Source organism: Actinophytocola gossypii, assembly GCF_025165815.1.
Classification (GTDB): Bacteria; Actinomycetota; Actinomycetes; order Mycobacteriales; family Pseudonocardiaceae; genus Actinophytocola; species Actinophytocola gossypii.
The window spans coordinates 1-15,347 of the sequence record NZ_JAFFZE010000032.1; the positions used below are offsets into that span (position 1 = coordinate 1).

15 protein-coding genes are annotated in these 15,347 nt (G+C 68.9%); 5 read left to right on the forward strand and 10 right to left on the reverse strand.

The window, feature by feature from the left end:
• Positions 1-410, reverse strand: a 410-nt coding sequence (locus JT362_RS33830) for an ATP-grasp domain-containing protein (RefSeq protein ID WP_260195989.1), incomplete at its 3' end; no start/stop codon positions are given.
• A gap of 95 nt (positions 411-505) precedes the next feature.
• On the opposite strand from JT362_RS33830, the gene JT362_RS33835 reads away from it, so the two are divergent.
• The gene (locus tag JT362_RS33835; protein WP_260195991.1) at positions 506-1,840 is read left to right on the forward strand and encodes an MFS transporter; all 1,335 of its coding nucleotides are present in this window, start codon (positions 506-508) and stop codon (positions 1,838-1,840) included.
• A 109-nt stretch (positions 1,841-1,949) separates the two neighbouring features.
• Here JT362_RS33835 and JT362_RS33840 read toward each other — a convergent pair whose 3' ends face one another.
• Positions 1,950-2,393 carry a hypothetical protein gene (locus tag JT362_RS33840; protein WP_260195992.1) on the reverse strand — a complete coding sequence of 148 codons (444 nt, stop codon included), beginning with the start codon at positions 2,391-2,393 and terminating at the stop codon, positions 1,950-1,952.
• A 258-nt stretch (positions 2,394-2,651) separates the two neighbouring features.
• On the opposite strand from JT362_RS33840, the gene JT362_RS33845 reads away from it, so the two are divergent.
• The 3 genes from JT362_RS33845 to JT362_RS33855 all read left to right on the forward strand — a co-directional run bounded on the left by JT362_RS33845 (position 2,652) and on the right by JT362_RS33855 (position 3,937).
• Complete coding sequence (locus JT362_RS33845) at positions 2,652-3,395, forward strand: GntR family transcriptional regulator (RefSeq protein WP_260195993.1); 744 nt, start codon at positions 2,652-2,654, stop codon at positions 3,393-3,395.
• Positions 3,396-3,503: 108 nt separating this feature from the next.
• Positions 3,504-3,674, forward strand: coding sequence for a hypothetical protein (locus JT362_RS33850; RefSeq protein ID WP_260195994.1), 171 nt, complete (start codon positions 3,504-3,506; stop codon positions 3,672-3,674).
• Between the two features lie 77 nt (positions 3,675-3,751).
• Positions 3,752-3,937: a hypothetical protein gene (locus tag JT362_RS33855; protein ID WP_260195995.1), complete on the forward strand. Its 186-nt coding sequence runs from the start codon at positions 3,752-3,754 to the stop codon at positions 3,935-3,937.
• 68 nt (positions 3,938-4,005) lie between these two features.
• Here the strand turns inward: JT362_RS33855 and JT362_RS33860 are convergent, their stop codons facing one another.
• The 6 genes from JT362_RS33860 to JT362_RS33885 all read right to left on the reverse strand — a co-directional run bounded on the left by JT362_RS33860 (position 4,006) and on the right by JT362_RS33885 (position 12,368).
• Complete coding sequence (locus JT362_RS33860) at positions 4,006-4,995, reverse strand: TerC family protein (protein WP_260195996.1); 990 nt, start codon at positions 4,993-4,995, stop codon at positions 4,006-4,008.
• A 104-nt stretch (positions 4,996-5,099) separates the two neighbouring features.
• On the reverse strand, positions 5,100-5,648 hold the full coding sequence (locus JT362_RS33865; RefSeq protein ID WP_260195997.1) for a hypothetical protein: 549 nt from the start codon (positions 5,646-5,648) through the stop codon (positions 5,100-5,102).
• Between the two features lie 12 nt (positions 5,649-5,660).
• Complete coding sequence (locus JT362_RS33870) at positions 5,661-7,067, reverse strand: Nramp family divalent metal transporter (RefSeq protein WP_260195998.1); 1,407 nt, start codon at positions 7,065-7,067, stop codon at positions 5,661-5,663.
• Positions 7,068-7,270: 203 nt separating this feature from the next.
• Entirely contained in the window at positions 7,271-9,406 is a 2,136-nt protein-coding gene (locus tag JT362_RS33875; protein ID WP_260195999.1) for an acetate--CoA ligase family protein, read from the reverse strand.
• A 4-nt stretch (positions 9,407-9,410) separates the two neighbouring features.
• The gene (gene frc, locus JT362_RS33880; RefSeq protein WP_260196000.1) at positions 9,411-10,640 is read right to left on the reverse strand and encodes a formyl-CoA transferase; all 1,230 of its coding nucleotides are present in this window, start codon (positions 10,638-10,640) and stop codon (positions 9,411-9,413) included.
• Between the two features lie 12 nt (positions 10,641-10,652).
• Positions 10,653-12,368, reverse strand: a complete 1,716-nt coding sequence (locus JT362_RS33885) for a thiamine pyrophosphate-binding protein (RefSeq protein ID WP_260196001.1) — start codon at positions 12,366-12,368, stop codon at positions 10,653-10,655.
• Between the two features lie 273 nt (positions 12,369-12,641).
• Here JT362_RS33885 and JT362_RS33890 point away from each other — a divergent pair, with 273 nt between their 5' ends.
• Entirely contained in the window at positions 12,642-13,613 is a 972-nt protein-coding gene (locus JT362_RS33890) for a 2-dehydropantoate 2-reductase (RefSeq protein ID WP_260196002.1), read from the forward strand.
• A gap of 68 nt (positions 13,614-13,681) precedes the next feature.
• Here the strand turns inward: JT362_RS33890 and JT362_RS33895 are convergent, their stop codons facing one another.
• Entirely contained in the window at positions 13,682-14,182 is a 501-nt protein-coding gene (locus JT362_RS33895; protein ID WP_260196003.1) for a hypothetical protein, read from the reverse strand.
• 44 nt (positions 14,183-14,226) lie between these two features.
• Entirely contained in the window at positions 14,227-15,309 is a 1,083-nt protein-coding gene (locus tag JT362_RS33900; RefSeq protein WP_260196004.1) for a serine hydrolase domain-containing protein, read from the reverse strand.
• Positions 15,310-15,347 lie beyond the last annotated feature (38 nt).

Genomic DNA, 15,347 nt, shown 5'->3' on the forward strand with positions numbered 1-15,347 from the left:
AACGCCTCCGGGCGCTCCACCGCGAGCTGCTCGATCTCCACACCACCCTCGGCGGAAGCCATCGCCAGGAACGTCCGATTGGTGCGATCCAACAGAAACGAGAAGTAGTACTCCTCGGCGATGTCCGAGGCCGGAGTCACCAGGACCCGACGCACGGTGTGACCCTTGATGTCCAGGCCCAGGATGTCCTCCGCGCGGGCCTGCGCCTCGGCCGGGTCGGCGGCCAGCTTCACACCGCCCGCCTTGCCCCGGCCGCCGGTCTTGACCTGCGCCTTGATCACCACCGGGACACCGAACTCGGCCGCGGCGTCGCCCGCGGCGGACGCGTCCTCGACGACTCGCTGACCCGGGCCGACGGGCACGCCGTGCCGGGCGAACAGGTCTTTTGCTTGGTACTCGTACAGGTCCACGCGCCGGAGCCTCCAATTCAGGGCTGTGACCGGAACCACTCGGTGTTGTAGACTGTATGCAGTATGGAACGCTCTTGTCCAGCCGGAGGCCAGTGATGAGGACCTCAACCAGCCCCGAAACGTTCGACTTCCTCGGCCGCACCTACTCCGTCGGCCCGGACGCCGAGACGATCCTCGGCCGCCGCAGGGAGTGGATGCTGTGGTTGCCGTGGGCCGCGATGGCCGCGATCGGCATCCTGCAGTACGGATTCGGCTCCCTGGTGCCCGCGCTCACCCAACGCGGCTGGGCGCCGGGCGACGTGTTCTGGCTGCTGGCGCTGTGGACCGTGTTCCAGGCCGGCGCCGGCTTTCCGGTCGCGTTCCTGCGCGAACGCGGCCGGATCGGGCCGCGCAGCGCCATGATCGCCGGCGCGGTACTGCTGGCGTTCGGTCCGCTCGCCCTGGCGCACGGCTCGGCGCTCGTGGCCGTCGTCGGCTACTCGGTGCTCAGCGGCACCGGCGCGGGCCTGGTCTACGCGACCTGCTCGTCGACGGTCGCCAAGTGGTACCCGGAGCGCACGGCCGCCAAGGTCTCCCTGGCGACCGGCGCGTTCGCCTACGGCTCGGTGCCGTTCGCGATCGCGTTCCTGTTCACCGCCGACGGCGGACCGCTGACCGGGATGCTCGTCGTGACGTCGGTGGTGATCTTCCTGGTGGTGCTCGGCGCCGGCGTGGTGCTGCGCGACCCGCCCGCGCACTGGTGGCCGCCGCAGGTCGACCCGCGCGAGTGGGCGCTGGACCGCACCCAGAGCCCGGTGAGTGCCGTGCGCCAGTACTCCCCCCGCGAGGCGATGCGCACCGGCGTGGCGCCGCTGATGTACCTGATCCTGTTCTGCGCCAGCGCGGTGTCGCTGTTCGACATCACGTTCCTTGCGACGCTCGGCACCCGGATGGACGTGGCGCTGTTCGTGGTCGCGATCGGGACCGGCGTGCTGCTCGGCACCAACGGCGCCGGCCGCGCGCTGGCGATCCGGGTGTCGGACCGGGTCGGCCGTACCCGCACCCTCGGCTGGGTCCTGGCGGTGCTCGGTGTCGGCCAACTGTGCCTGGCGAGCGCCGCCAGCACCGGCTCGGTCGCGATGCTGCTCCTGGCGACCCTGCTCGCCGGCACCGGCGGCGGCGCGTTCTACCCGCTGTTCGCGAGCCTGGCCAGGGAGTTCTTCGGCGACCAGAGCGCGGGCGCCCGCCAGACCCATGCCGCGGTGTACAGCGCGAAGGCGTTCGGCGGCGTGCTCGGCGTCGGCGTCGCCGCGGCCGTGGTGCCCGAGTGGGGCTTCACCACGGTGCTGCTGCTGGCGACGCTGCTCGCCGTCGGATCGGGCGCGCTGTGCCTGAAACTGCGCCAGCCCGGCCGCTTCCTGCCCGGCCTCCCGCCGCAGCGAACCGCTTGACCTCGGCCGTGGCCACGAGTCCGTCAAGCCGCGCGAGATCCTGCTGACCGGGCGATCGCCCGGTACGAGGAGGAACTGCTGGAACACGGGTACCGGGGGTGACGCCCGGTCAGGAAACCCTGGTCGTCGCGACGACCGGCACCGTTTCCGGATAGCGCGGGATGCACCCGAGCATGCTGTACCCGAACCTGTCCGGGCGATAGCTGACGGTGCCGGTGTTCGGGAACGTGAGCTGCGCGCTTCCGCTGAAGCGCAGCAACTCGCCGGCCGGGATCGCCGGATTGGTCAGGTCCATCCGCACCTTCTCCACGCCGGCGCCCTCCAGCGCGACGTGGAACACGGCTTCGTACTCGCCGGCCGGAACCGGTCGGGTCGCCGGGTAGACGGTCTGCACGACGGTCGCCGAGATCGTCGCGGTCTGCCCCTGGTGTGCGGTGGCCGGCGGCGTGATCGTGACGTCGAACATCCTCGGGGAGATGACCGGACCGACCGAGCCGCACATGTACTCGACACGCGCGGTGCCCGCCGTCGCGGGAACGGTGCCGAGCGTCATGACACCGATGACGACGGCAGCACAGATCGCGATCCTTCGAAGAAGCGATGACAAGGCGTCCTCCAACCCACTCGGTTCGACACCAGAGAGCTTGGAAGCCGGTCGCGACGGCACGCATCTCCGGCCGTGCCGCGGTGGTTTCGGTCACGCGCTGTGAACGTCCTCACGGCTGCCGGAAACGGACATCATGCCGCTGTATGCTGTAGACAACGGGCAAGAACCGTCCAGCCGCCCGCAGTCGACCTGATGGAGTCCAGCATGCAGTCGAACGAGTTGCCGAAGGAACTGGCGGCTCGCCGGATCGACCGGCCGGTTCCCCTGCGTGAGCACGTCTACCAGGCGATGCAGGAGCTGATCATCTCGCGGCGGCTCGCGCCGGGTCAACACCTGGTCGAGAGCGAGCTGGCGCAGATGCTGGGCGTGTCCCGCCAGCCCGTGCGCGAGGCGCTGCAGTGGCTGAACAACGAGGGCTGGGTCGACCTGCGCCCCGGTTACGGCGCGTTCGTGCACGCCCCGACGCAGGAGGAGGCCGACCAGCTGCTGGCCGTGCGCCGCCTGCTGGAGAGCGAGTCCGCCCGGCTGGCCGCGCTGCACGCGGACGCCGAGGGCGTCGCGAAGCTGCGGGACCTGAACCGCCAGGGCGTCGAGGCCCTGGAGAACGACGACGTGGACACCGCCGTCGCGCTGAACGCCGCGGTACACCGCTGCGTCACCGAGCTGTCCGGCAACAAGGTGCTGCTGGACTTCGCCACCCAGGTGGACCGCAGGGTCCGCTGGTACTACACCCCGATCGCGCGGCAGCGCGGCGAGCAGTCCTGGCAGGAGCACGCCGCGCTGATCGACGCGATCGAGAACCGCGATGCGGACACCGCCGCCCGCATCATGGCCGAGCACACCGAGCGGACGCGCAAGTCCTACCTCGAACAGCAGGTGGAGGACGACGCCGACCAGCAGCTGATCGCGCTGCCGGCCCGCCGCCGCCGCAAGGCCTCCAAAGCCTGACAAGGCTCTTCCCGAAGGCGGCCACGACGGCCGCCGGCCCCAGCACGCCCTGGTCCGCACCGACGCGACCACGGCGTCCCCGCGATGCCCGAAGGAGGTGACACCACCATGCGTAACTGGCTGACCAGGCGCCACGGCTTCAACGCCGACGGCCGCACCCTCGGCCTCGGCCTCGCCGCCGCGATGGAGAAGCAGCGCGAGCAGGCGACCCGCGAGGTCGAGGACTACCTGCGCGACAACACGTCCGAGGACCGTCGTGTGACGCCCACCTCGGCTTGAGCCGGTCCCGACCGGGTACCCAGAAGATGGAACCGAGCCGTGGTCCGTACGGCTCGTCTCCACAGGAGGTGAACACGATGCGCAACTGGCGAGAGACCCTCAAGGCCCTCACCAGCTCTCCCCGCGGGCATCTGCCCGCCGACGGCCGCACCCTCGGCCTCGGCCTGGCCACCGCGATGGAGGCACAGCGCCGGAACTCCACCCGCGAGGTGGAGGACTACCTGCGCACGACCCCGCCGGAGCGGGTGAAGACCACCACCTGACCGCGGAGGAGACCGGTGGGCCGGGCCATGGTCCGTATGGCCCGGCCCACCGTGCTTCGGCGAGTCGGTCAGTCGACCTCGGCGGGGTGTTCCTCCGGGGTCGGGGCGACCTCGCGGGTGCGGTCGTGGCGGACCTTGAGGAGGCTGGCGATCGTCGTGATGGCGAGGGTGCCGACGATGACGCCTAGGGACACCATGATGGGGATCTCCGGCGCCCAGGACACGCCGTCGTGGTGCAGGGCCTCCATCACCAGTTTGACGCCGATGAAGCCGAGCACCACCGACAGGCCGTAGCTCAGGTACACCAGCTTGTCCAGCAGCCCGCCGATCAGGAAGAACAGCTGCCGCAACCCCATCAGCGCGAACGCGTTCGCGGTGAAGACCAGGTACGGCTCCTTCGTCAGCCCGAAGATCGCGGGGATCGAGTCCAGGGCGAACAGCAGATCCGTCGTCCCGATCGCGACCATCACGATCAGCATCGGGGTGACCATGCGGCGACCGTCCACCTTGGTCGTGACCCTGGCGCCGTCGTAGGAGTCCGTGGCCGGCAGGAAGCGCTTGGCCACCCGCAGCATCGCGTTCTCCTTGAACTCCTCCTCGTCGTCGGAGTGGGTCATCAGCTTCCACGCGGTGTACACCAGGAACGCGCCGAAGACGTAGAACAGCCAGTCGAACCTGGTGATCGCCTCGTAGCCCACCATGATGAACAGGCCACGCATCAGCAACGCCAGCACGATCCCGATCGACAGCACCTTCTGCCGGTACTGTCTCGGCACCGCGAACGACGACATGATGATCACGAACACGAACAGGTTGTCCACCGACAGTGAGTACTCGGTGATCCACCCGGCGAAGAACTCACCGCCGAACTGAGCACCCTCGAACACCAGGATCCCGAGTCCGAACAGGATGGCCAGTCCGACATAACACCCGATCCAGACCGTGCACTCCTTGAGCGACGGGTCCCGCGGGTTGCGCGAGATGAGATAGAAGTCGAAGCAGATCACCGCTGTCAGACCGATGATCGTGACCAGCCACAGCCACAGGGGGACGTTCATCGCCTACCTTTCGCCCGCGTGCGGGCACGACTCGCCAATGCGCCGCCGGTCACGATAGCGGCGCATCGACGAGCTTCCCTCGGGGACTTGTCCAGACGTGCAGGTCAGCGGGCCGAGGTGGCTTTCCTCACACCACCACCGCGCGCAGCCTTCCTGCGCTCCTTGGCTTCGTACAGGATCCGCGCGTGCTCGGCGTACCGCAGGTACACCTCGCGCGCCCTCGGGTTGTGCTCGGACACCCTGCGCCACCACCTCGGCGCCAGGCGCTCGTGCAGCCACAGGAAGCCGATCGCGAAGCCCGCGCTCACGATCCCCTGGTACGCCAGGAAACCCAGCGGATCCGGCGGCAGCCCCGCCTCACCGGTGAGCACCAGCCTGGTCAGGACCTCGTGCAGCAGCCGGGCGACCGGGAACGCCACCAGCCAGTACAGCGCGGCCGGCGCGAAGCCGCCGAGCCGCACCCGCTCGTTGATCAGCAGCATCGTGTACCCGGCGCCGGCCAGTGCCAGCGGCACGGCCAGGGTCAGCGCCGACACCAGCGCCCAGCCGGCGGGCTGGCCGACGAACCCGGCCAACCCGCCGGCGGCGACACCGGCGACGAACCCGACAGCGAGACCGGGCAGGGTGAGCTCGGCCAGACGGTAGAGGCGCATCGCACTCATTCCCTAGTTCACCACTACGCCGAAGCGGAACAGGCTGTAGAACAGCATGCCGAGGTAGAACACCGCACCGAACCCGATGATCGCGTTGGACCACCACCGGGGACGGATCGGTTTCGGCAGCATTCTGTTGTTCACCAACAACAACACCACGCAGTAGGCACCCATGGCGAACGTGGACAGGAACGCCAGGATGTCCAGCACGCCGCTCGGCCCGTCCGCCGGTCCGAACAGCAGGATCAGGATGCCGAACGTGATGACGCCCCACAGGAAGCCCGCGTACAGGTGGGACAGCCGGAACCGCCGCGCGCCCGGCACGTGGAAGTACGTCATGTCCGCCTGACCACGCGAGAACGAGTCGAACAGGCCGAGGGTGGCGTTCAGCCCGATCAGCGCGATGAACCCGAAGAACAGCCCGCCGAGGACCGGCCCGCCGGCACTGGCGAACGCGTCCGACATGGCCTGCAACGCCGCGTCCCGGTCACCGCCCTCGATCAGCCCCTTGACGTTCGGGTTCTCCCGCGCGGCCGCCTGGGCCAGCACGGTGAACGAGATCGTCACCAGCATCGTGATGCCCCAGAACAACAGCAGCGCGTCGAAGGTGACCCACTTGCGCCACCCGCGCCACTTCTGCATCTCCTGCGGGTTGTCGGTGTCGAACATGAACCCGCGGGCCGGCATCTCCTCCTCGTCCTTCGCCGACCGCAGGCCGCGGATCTTCGGCACGTGCGCGCCCATGCCGGCGCCGGAGTCCCGCAGGTGCAGCGTGTACCACATCTGCTGCATGCCGGACGGGCCGGCGAACGCGATCGAGCCGACCACGATCGGGAACCACGCCTCGGACAGCGCCTCGGACGGGAAGTACCCGAACGCGAACATGCCGCCCAGCGTGCTGGTCAGGTCGCCCCAGCTGCCGACGATCGACGCGATCACCGCGGTGCCGACCACGAGCGTGCCGATCAGGATCGCCAGCACGTTCTCCAGCAGGTTGTAGATGACGCTCGCCAGGCTGAACAGGATCCCGACGAAGATCAGGGCGACGCAGGCGGTCACGACCCACGGTATGCCGGTGAGCTGCTCGAAGGCTGCCGCACCGGCGGATAGATGGCCCGGCCAGATGTAGACCAGGATCGCGGTGACGAAGAAGAACCACATCAACGGTTTGAACACGCGTGCCGCGCCGGAGAAGATGCTCTCCCCGGTCGCCATCGCGTAACGCGCCATCTCGAGCATCACCACTGCCTGCAGGGTGACACCGATCAGGAACAGCCATCGGATCTCCGGTCCGAAGACCAGCACCAGCCGCGGCCACATGTACGACTCGCCCATGCCGACCCCGAGCGCGACCAGGAACACGGTCGGGCCCAGCAGGTGGATGGACGGCGGCGCATCCGGCAGCGGGCGAATGGGCATGGGTTCGAGCCCCCCGGCTCGCCATACCCGTTCCTCGCCCTCGACAGTGGCCTCACCACTGCCGACGGCGGGAGGGTTGTGAGAATCCACCATTGGACCTCCAGTGTTCGGTGTAACTACCGCCTGCCTGCCTGTCGACCCCTGCCCGGGTGACCGCCGTCCGTCTCGGCGGCCACCCCGTCGTGAAACGAATCCGTCCGTTGCTAGCCGATGAGGCCGGCGGCCCTCGCCCACCGGTACTTGGCACCGAGGACCGCGACCGGCCGCTCGGTGGTGTACGGGTACGCGACCACCCGGTGTTCGAAGAGGTAGTCGCAGGCCTGCTCGACCTCGGTGTCGCCGGCCAGCGACGCCACCACCGGCTTGTCGATCCCCTTGGCCCGCGCCTCGGCGAGGACCTTGGCGGTCAACTCGGCGAACACCATCGGCGGCGTGACGATCGTATGCCAGTAGCCCAGGATCAGCGCGTGGATGCGCGGGTCCTCCAGGCCAAGGCGGATGGTCGCCTCATACGTCGACGGCGGCTCGCCACCGGTGATGTCGATCGGGTTGCCCGCCGCCCCGAACGGCGGGATGAACGCGCGGAACGACTCGTCCAGGTCCGGCGGGATGTCCATCAGGGACAGTCCCTCCGCGACACACGCGTCGGACAGCAGCACCCCGGAGCCGCCCGCACCCGTGATGATGACGACGTTCTCGCCCTGCGGGGTCGGCAGCAGCGGCAGACCCCGAGCGTACTCCAGCATCTCGTTCAGCCCGGGCGCCCGAACCACGCCGGCCTGGCGGAGGATGTCGTCGTACACCTTGTCGTCGCCGGCGAGCGCACCGGTGTGCGAGCTGGCCGCCCGCGCACCCATGTCCGTGCGGCCCGCCTTGAGCACGACGACCGGCTTCTTCTTGGTCATGCGTTGCGCGGTCTCCACGAACGCACGCCCGTCCTTGAGGTCCTCGAGGTGCATGGCGACACACTGGGTGTTGTCGTCGTTCTCGAAGAACGTCAGCAGGTCGTCCTCGTCCACGTCGGACTTGTTGCCGAGCCCCACGATCGCCGAGACGCCCATCTTGGTGGTCCTGGCGAAGCCGAGGATCGCCATGCCGATGCCGCCGGACTGGGAGGTGAGCGCCACCCCGCCCTTGACGTCGTACGGCGTGCAGAACGTCGCGCACAGGTTCTGCGGGGTGTAGTAGTAGCCGTAGATGTTCGGGCCGAGCATCCGGACGCCGTACTCGTTCGCGATGCCGACGATCTCGTCCTGCAGCTCCTGGTTGCCGGTCTCGGCGAACCCGGACGGGATCATCACCGCCGCGGTGACACCCTTCTTGCCGCACTCGGTCAGCGCCGCCGGCACGAACTTCGCCGGCACGGCGAACACCGCGACGTCGACGTCGCCCGGGACGTCGCCGACCGACTTGTACGCCTTGCGGCCCATGATCTCGTCGGCCTTCGGGTTGATCGGGTGGATCTCGCCCTGGTAGCCGCCGTTGATCAGGTTCTTCATCACCGAGTTGCCGATCTTGCCGGCCTGGTCGGACGCGCCGACGACCGCGACCGAGCGCGGGTTCATCAGCCGGTTCATCGCGGCCAGGATGTCCTCCTGGCTGTGCTGCACCGGCTGGGCGCGCTCCTCGGTCTCCAGCAGGATCCGCACGTCGGCCGCGACCGCGCCGCTGGCCGAGGCGAACACCGGGTTGAGGTCGAACTCGCTGATCTCCGGGAAGTCGGTGACCAGCTGGGAGACCTTCCGGATCACGTCCGCGATCGCGTCCAGGTCGGCCGGCTCGGCGCCGCGGGCGCCCTGGAGCACCTCCGCGGCCTGGATGCCGGTGACCATCGAGCGGGCCTCGGCGGTGTCCAGCGGCGCCAGCCGGAACGTCACGTCCTTGAGCACCTCGACCAGCACGCCGCCGAGCCCGAACGCGACGACCTTGCCGAACGTGCCGTCGGTGGTGGCGCCGACGATCACCTCCTGACCGCCGCCGACCATCTCCTGGATCTGCACCCCGGTGATCGACGCGTCGGCCTTGTACGCCTTGGCATTGGCGAGGATCTCGTCGTACGCGGCGCGGGCCGCGTCGGCGCCGTCGACGCCGATGACCACGCCGCCTGCCTCGGTCTTGTGCAGGATGTCCGGAGAGACGATCTTGGCCGCCACCGGTTTGCCGATCTCCTCGGCGAGCTTCGCCGCCTCGTCCGCCGTCGTGGCGAGACCCTCTCGCGGGGTCGGGATACCGTACGCGTCGCAGACCCGCTTGCCCTCGGGGGCGGTGAGCGAGTCGCGACCCTCGGCCCGGACCTCGTCCAGGACCTTGCGAACGGCCGCCGTGTCTACTTCGGACATGTGCTCAGATCACTCCGCTCGTCTTCAGCTCGGCCAGTGCCTCTTCGTCCAGGCCGAGCTCGTTGCCGTAGATCTCCTGGTTGTGCTCGCCGAGCAGCGGGGAACGCCGGACCTCCGCCGGGGAGTCGGAGAGCTTGATCGGCATGCCGACCGTGGTGAACTCGCCGCGCTCCGGGTGGTCGACCTTCACGACGATCTCGTTGTCCGCCAACGACTCGTCCTCGATGATCTCCTTGGTCGACAGGATCGGCCCGCACGGGATGTTGTGCTCGTTGAGCTTGGCGAGCACCTCCCACTTGCCGTGGCCGGCCGACCAGTCCTCGATGAGCTGGAACATCTTGTCCAGCTTGTTCAGCCGTGCCTCGGGCGTCGCCCACTCGGGGTCGTTCGCCAGCTCCGGCCGGCCGATCAGCTGCGTGATCGGCGCCCAGCCGACCGGCTGGACGATCACGTAGATGTAGTCGTTCGGGCCGCCAGGCGCGCACTTGATCGCCCAGCCCGGCTGTCCGCCGCCGGAGGCGTTGGCCGACCGGGGCACGGTGTCGCCGAACTCCTTGTTCGGGTACTCGGCGAGCGGGCCGTGGGTGAGCCGCTGCTGGTCGCGCAGCTTGACCCGGCACAGGTTGAGCACCGCGTGCTGCATCGCGACGGTGACCCGCTGCCCGCGGCCGGTGTGCTCGCGCTGGTAGAGCGCGGCCAGGATGCCGGCTACCACGTGCATGCCGGTACCGGAGTCGCCGATCTGCGCACCGGTGGCCAGCGGCGGGCCGTCCTCGAACCCGGTGGTGGACATCGAGCCGCCCATGGCCTGGGCGACGACCTCGTAGGCCTTGAAGAACTTGTACGGGCCGTCACCGAACCCCTTGACCGACGCGTAGATCAGCTTCGGGTTGATCTCCCGCAGCTTCTCCCATGGGAAGCCCATCCGGTCGATCGCGCCGGGGCCGAAGTTCTCCGCCAGGATGTCGAACTTCTTGACCAGCTCGACGAACAGCTCCTTGCCCTTGTCCGACTTCATGTTCAGCGTGATGCTGCGCTTGTTGGAGTTCAGCATCGTGAAGTAGAGACTGTCCGCGTCGGGGATGTCGCGGAGCTGCTTGCGGGTGATGTCGCCGGAGGTGGCCTCGAGCTTGACCACGTCGGCGCCGAACCAGGCCAGGATCTGCGTGGCCGACGGTCCACTTTGGACGTGGGTCATGTCGAGGACGCGGACGCCTTCGAGTGCCTTGCGCATGTGCTGGCCCCCTTACTTGTACATGGTCTGGTTCATCGTTCCCGGCGCGTAGACCTCCGGGTCGACCCAGACGTTGATCAGGGACGGCAGGCCGCTCTCCCGCGCCCGCTCCAGCGCCGGCCGGATGTCCTTCGGGTCGCGGACCTCCTCGCCGTAGCCGCCGAGCATCTTGGCGAACTCGCTGTACCGGATGTCGCCCAGCGTGTTGCCGACGCGCCCTCGGTCGGCGCCGTACTTCTGGATCTGGCCGTAACGGATCTGGTTCATCGACGAGTTGTTGCCGACGATGCCGACGAACGGCAGGTTGAACCGCACCAGCGTCTCGAAGTCGAAGCCGGTCAACGAGAACGCGCCGTCGCCGAACAGCGCGACGACCTCCTTGTCCGGCCGCGCGTACTTGGCCGCCATCACGAACGGCACGCCCACGCCGAGCGTCCCGAGCGGACCGGGGTCCATCCAGTGCCCGGGCGACTTGGGCTGCACGACCTGGCCGGAGAAGGTGACGATGTCGCCGCCGTCACCGATGTAGATGGAGTCCTCGGTGAGGAACTCGTTGATCTCGTGCACCAGCCGGTACGGGTCGATCGGCGAGGCGTCGGAGTGCTGGCGCGGCAGCCGCTTCTCGTACGCGGCGGTCTCCACCGCACGCAGCTCCTCCAGCCACGCCTTCCGGCCGACCGCGCCGTTGTCCGTTCGGCCGGACGCCGCCTGGGTGACCGCGGCGAGCACCGCGCCCGCGTCGCCGACGATGCCGAGGTCGACGTCGCGGTTCTTGCCGACCGTGCGGTAGTCCAGGTCGATCTGCACGACCGTGGCGTCGGTGGAGAGCCGCTTGCCGTAGCCCATCCGGAAGTCGAACGGGGTGCCGACGATGATGATCAGGTCGGCGTTCTGGAACGCGTACCGGCGGGCGAGCTGGAGGTGGTGCGGGTCGCCCGGGGCCAGCGTGCCGCGGCCGGAGCCGTTCATGAACGCCGGCACGTTGAGCGTGCGGACGAACTCGGTGGCCGCGTCGGTGCCCCGGGTGGTCCACACCTGGCTGCCGAGCAGGACGCACGGCTTCTCCGCGTTGACGACCAGGTCGGCCAGGCGCTCGACCGCGGCCGGGTCGCCCGCGCTGCGGGTGGAGGCCCGGTAGGCGCCCGCCTTGGGGATGCGGGCCTTCTCCAGCGGCACCTTGGCGTCCAGCACGTCACGCGGGATCTCCAGGAAGGAGGGGCCGGGCGCGCCGAGGTAGCACTCGCGGAAGGCCATCGACACCAGGTCCGCGGCGCGTTCGGTGTGCGGCACCGTGGCGGCGAACTTGGTGATCGGATTCATCATGTCGACGTGCGGGAGGTCCTGCAGGGAGCCCATCTTGTGCTGGGACAGGGCGCCCTGGCCGCCGATCAGCAGCATCGGGCTCTCCGCGCGCAGGGCGTTGGCCACGCCGGTGACGGCGTCGGTCGTGCCGGGGCCAGCGGTGACGACCGCACAACCGGGTTTGCCGGTGATGCGGGCGTACCCGTCGGCTGCGTGCGCGGCGACCTGCTCGTGGCGTACGTCGATGACGTCGATTCCCTCGTCGACACATCCGTCGTAGATGTCGATGATGTGCCCGCCGCAGAGCGTGAAGATCACGTCCACGCCCTCGGCCTTGAGCGCCTTGGCCACCAGATGACCCCCGGAGATCATCTCCGGGTTCTCCTGACCGTCGCTGCCCGGCGTCTCCCGGACCGTTGAAGCCATGTGACTCGTCATCTCCTCATGTCATCCGTGGGTCGGAGGTGGCGCATACTGCATACCGTATGACTCTAATGACGGCCAGCGTCCCGGTCTACGTTTTGTCGCTCGCGCCTGTCGAACCTGTTGTCTGATCCCGCTCCGGATGGCTCGCAGTGGCCTGCCGTGCGCACCCCGCAAGCCTCTGACCAGCCGATCCTCGGTCTTCTCTTCTCGTTTCGGCCAACTTCCCATACTGTATGCTGCATACCAAACGAACACAAGAACGGAGCTTCCGCAGTGAAAGTTGCTGTTCTTGGGGCCGGAGCCATCGGCGCGTACGTCGGTGCGGCGCTGCACCGAGCCGGAGCCGAGGTGCATCTCATCGCCAGAGGTCCCCATCTGGAGAAGATCCGCGAGTCGGGAGTGCAGGTGCTGAGCCCGCGCGGAGACTTCGCGGCCCGTCCACACGCGACAGACGACCCGACCGAGGTGGGCCCGGTCGACCACGTGTTCCTCGGCCTGAAGGCGAACCGGTACGCCGAGGCGGGCCCGATGGTCAAGCCGTTGCTGCACGACGACACCACGATCATCGCGGCGCAGAACGGGATTCCGTGGTGGTACTTCCACGGGGTGGCCGGCAAGTACGCCGGCTACCGCATCGACAGCGTCGACCCGGACGGTGCCGTCTCCGCGGCGCTGCCGGTGGAGCGCGCGATCGGGTGCGTGGTCTACGCGGCCACCGAGATCGAGTCCCCCGGCGTGATCCGGCACCTGGAGGGCACGAGGTTCTCCATCGGCGAGCCGACCGGCGAGATCAGCCCGCGGTGCACGGAGTTCGCCGAGGCGATGGTGGCGGGCGGGCTCAAGTGCCCGGTGGAGCCGGACCTGCGCAAGGACATCTGGCTCAAGCTGATGGGCAACATCGCGTTCAACCCGATCAGCGCCCTGACCAGAGCGACGATCGCCGGGATCTGCCGGCACCTGAGCACCCGCGAGCTGGTCGTCCAGATGATGCGCGAGACCCTGGACGTCGCCGCCAGACTGGACGCCCACCCGGAGATCTCGATCGAACGACGGCTGGCCGGCGCGGAACGCACCGGCGAGCACAAGACGTCCACCCTGCAGGACCTGGAGAAGGGCAAACCCCTCGAACTGGACGTGATCCTCAAGGCGGTCGTCGAACTGGCCGACCTCACCGGCGCCGAAGCCCCGACGGTACGGGTCGTCAGCGCCCTGGCCGACCTACTGAACGAACAGGTCACCGGCTGAGCTGGGCTGAGTGGAGTTTGAGAAACGTTGCGAGCCGCGAAGTTTCTCAAACTCTGCCCGAATTCGAATCACGGGTAGCGGCGCTGTCGTGACCCGATGACGAGGTACCAGATGCCGAGGCCGACGAGCATCGCGACGCCGAGCAGGATGCGGTTGATGCCGGTCGGGCCGGGAAGGATTCGCTCGTCCTCGAGCGGGGGAAGCGTGGCGGCGATCTCGTCGACCCGGTCCTCGATCCGCTGCTGCTCGGCCTCGGAGAGTCCGTCCTCGCCCAGGTCGGCGGCGAGGGTGAGCACCTCGCTGTTCTGGGCGGCGCTGAACCCCTCCAGGCCGCGGAACGCACTCGACGGCACGGGAACGCCGGTGGTGCAGGTCAGCCTCGTGCCGTCCTCGATGTTCAGCTCCAGCCGGGCCGCGTCGCAGTCGTCGCCGGGGCTCGCGAACTCGACGGAGCGCTTCCCGGAGGTCTCGCTCCACTCGAGGAAGCCGACGAACACCAGGGCGCCGCCACCGAGCAGGAGCACGAACACGGTGAGGACCAGCCCGAGGAAGGCGAGCGCGGTGCGCATGCGTCCAACGGTATGCGCCGACGAGTCGCCCCGGTGCCTGCCGGTCACCTTCCGGACAGCGGTCCGACGCGTTCGAGGATGCCCATGGTCAGGTCGAACTCGATGTCCTCGAGGTTCCACTCGTCGTCCCGGTAGGCCTGGTTGCTGACCCAGAACGTCATCGCGTCGGTGTCCAGGGCTCGGGCGTAGTTCGCCAGCGACCAGGAGTTGCCGCCGTTGTGCCAGGCGACTCGGCCCAGGTCGGTTTCGTACATTCCCCAGCCGTACGCGTAGGTCTCCGCCGAATCCGGAACCGGCTGGTGCGGGGTGAACAGCTTCGCCCTGGCCGGTGCCGGGAGGACGTCGTCGCCGAGAAGGGCGCGGTGCCAGCGGAACATGTCGCGGGCGGTGGAGAGCATGCCGCCGTTGCCGCGCAGGTTCCAGTACGGGCCGTCCGCCGCCCACGGGTGCTCGTACGGGCGGCCGTGCGGCTCTCCCCCGGCGTCGTACTCGACGGCGACCTGGTCGGGGTCCCAGTCGGGCAGCACGTAGCCGGTGCTGGTCATGCCGGCGGGGGTGAACAGGTACCGGGACAGGAACTCCTCGTAGCCCAGGCCGGACACCGTCTCCACGATCGCGGCCAGCACGCTGTAGCCGACGTTCGAGTAGTGGAACTCCGCCCCGGGCTCGGCCACCAGTTCGGCGGCCATCGCCTCGGTGAGCATGGCGTCACGGGACACCACGTCGTAGTCGTCGCCGAGGGTGTCGGGCAGGCCGGCGGTGTGGGTGAGCAGGTGGTGGAGGGTGATCGTGCGCTTGTCGGCGGGGACGGGGGTGAGGTGGCGGTCGATCCGGTCGTTCACGTGGAGCTCGCCCATGGTCTCCAGCTCGAGGATCGCGGCGGCGGTGAACTGCTTGGTCAGCGACATCACGTCGTAGACCGTGTCGCAGGTCGCCGGGACACCGGCCTCGCGGTCGGCCAGGCCGTGGCCCGCGCAGTGGACGATCTCACCACCCCGCGCGGCGACGACCGTGCCGCTGGTGTCGGGCAGCGTGAACGCGACGAACTCGGCGAGTCCGTCCGGCGGTGGCGAGCAGCCAACCGACGCGAGGGCGAGCAGCAGGGCGGGGACGACGGTTCTGCGCATGTCCCGGAACGTTGACCGGCGGACTCGGGCTGATCAAC

What these genes read in the sequence shown, in the direction of transcription:
- JT362_RS33900 (WP_260196004.1), bottom strand. Translation starts at nt 15,309, where the DNA reads ATGCGCAGAACCGTCGTCCCCGCCCTGCTGCTCGCCCTCGCGTCGGTT.
- JT362_RS33835 (WP_260195991.1), top strand. Translation starts at nt 506, where the DNA reads ATGAGGACCTCAACCAGCCCCGAAACGTTCGACTTCCTCGGCCGCACC.
- JT362_RS33840 (WP_260195992.1), bottom strand. Translation starts at nt 2,393, where the DNA reads ATGACGCTCGGCACCGTTCCCGCGACGGCGGGCACCGCGCGTGTCGAG.
- JT362_RS33855 (WP_260195995.1), top strand. Translation starts at nt 3,752, where the DNA reads ATGCGCAACTGGCGAGAGACCCTCAAGGCCCTCACCAGCTCTCCCCGC.
- JT362_RS33860 (WP_260195996.1), bottom strand. Translation starts at nt 4,995, where the DNA reads ATGAACGTCCCCCTGTGGCTGTGGCTGGTCACGATCATCGGTCTGACA.
- JT362_RS33845 (WP_260195993.1), top strand. Translation starts at nt 2,652, where the DNA reads ATGCAGTCGAACGAGTTGCCGAAGGAACTGGCGGCTCGCCGGATCGAC.
- JT362_RS33875 (WP_260195999.1), bottom strand. Translation starts at nt 9,406, where the DNA reads ATGTCCGAAGTAGACACGGCGGCCGTTCGCAAGGTCCTGGACGAGGTC.
- JT362_RS33865 (WP_260195997.1), bottom strand. Translation starts at nt 5,648, where the DNA reads ATGCGCCTCTACCGTCTGGCCGAGCTCACCCTGCCCGGTCTCGCTGTC.
- JT362_RS33885 (WP_260196001.1), bottom strand. Translation starts at nt 12,368, where the DNA reads ATGGCTTCAACGGTCCGGGAGACGCCGGGCAGCGACGGTCAGGAGAAC.
- frc (WP_260196000.1), bottom strand. Translation starts at nt 10,640, where the DNA reads ATGCGCAAGGCACTCGAAGGCGTCCGCGTCCTCGACATGACCCACGTC.
- JT362_RS33895 (WP_260196003.1), bottom strand. Translation starts at nt 14,182, where the DNA reads ATGCGCACCGCGCTCGCCTTCCTCGGGCTGGTCCTCACCGTGTTCGTG.
- JT362_RS33870 (WP_260195998.1), bottom strand. Translation starts at nt 7,067, where the DNA reads ATGCCCATTCGCCCGCTGCCGGATGCGCCGCCGTCCATCCACCTGCTG.
- JT362_RS33850 (WP_260195994.1), top strand. Translation starts at nt 3,504, where the DNA reads ATGCGTAACTGGCTGACCAGGCGCCACGGCTTCAACGCCGACGGCCGC.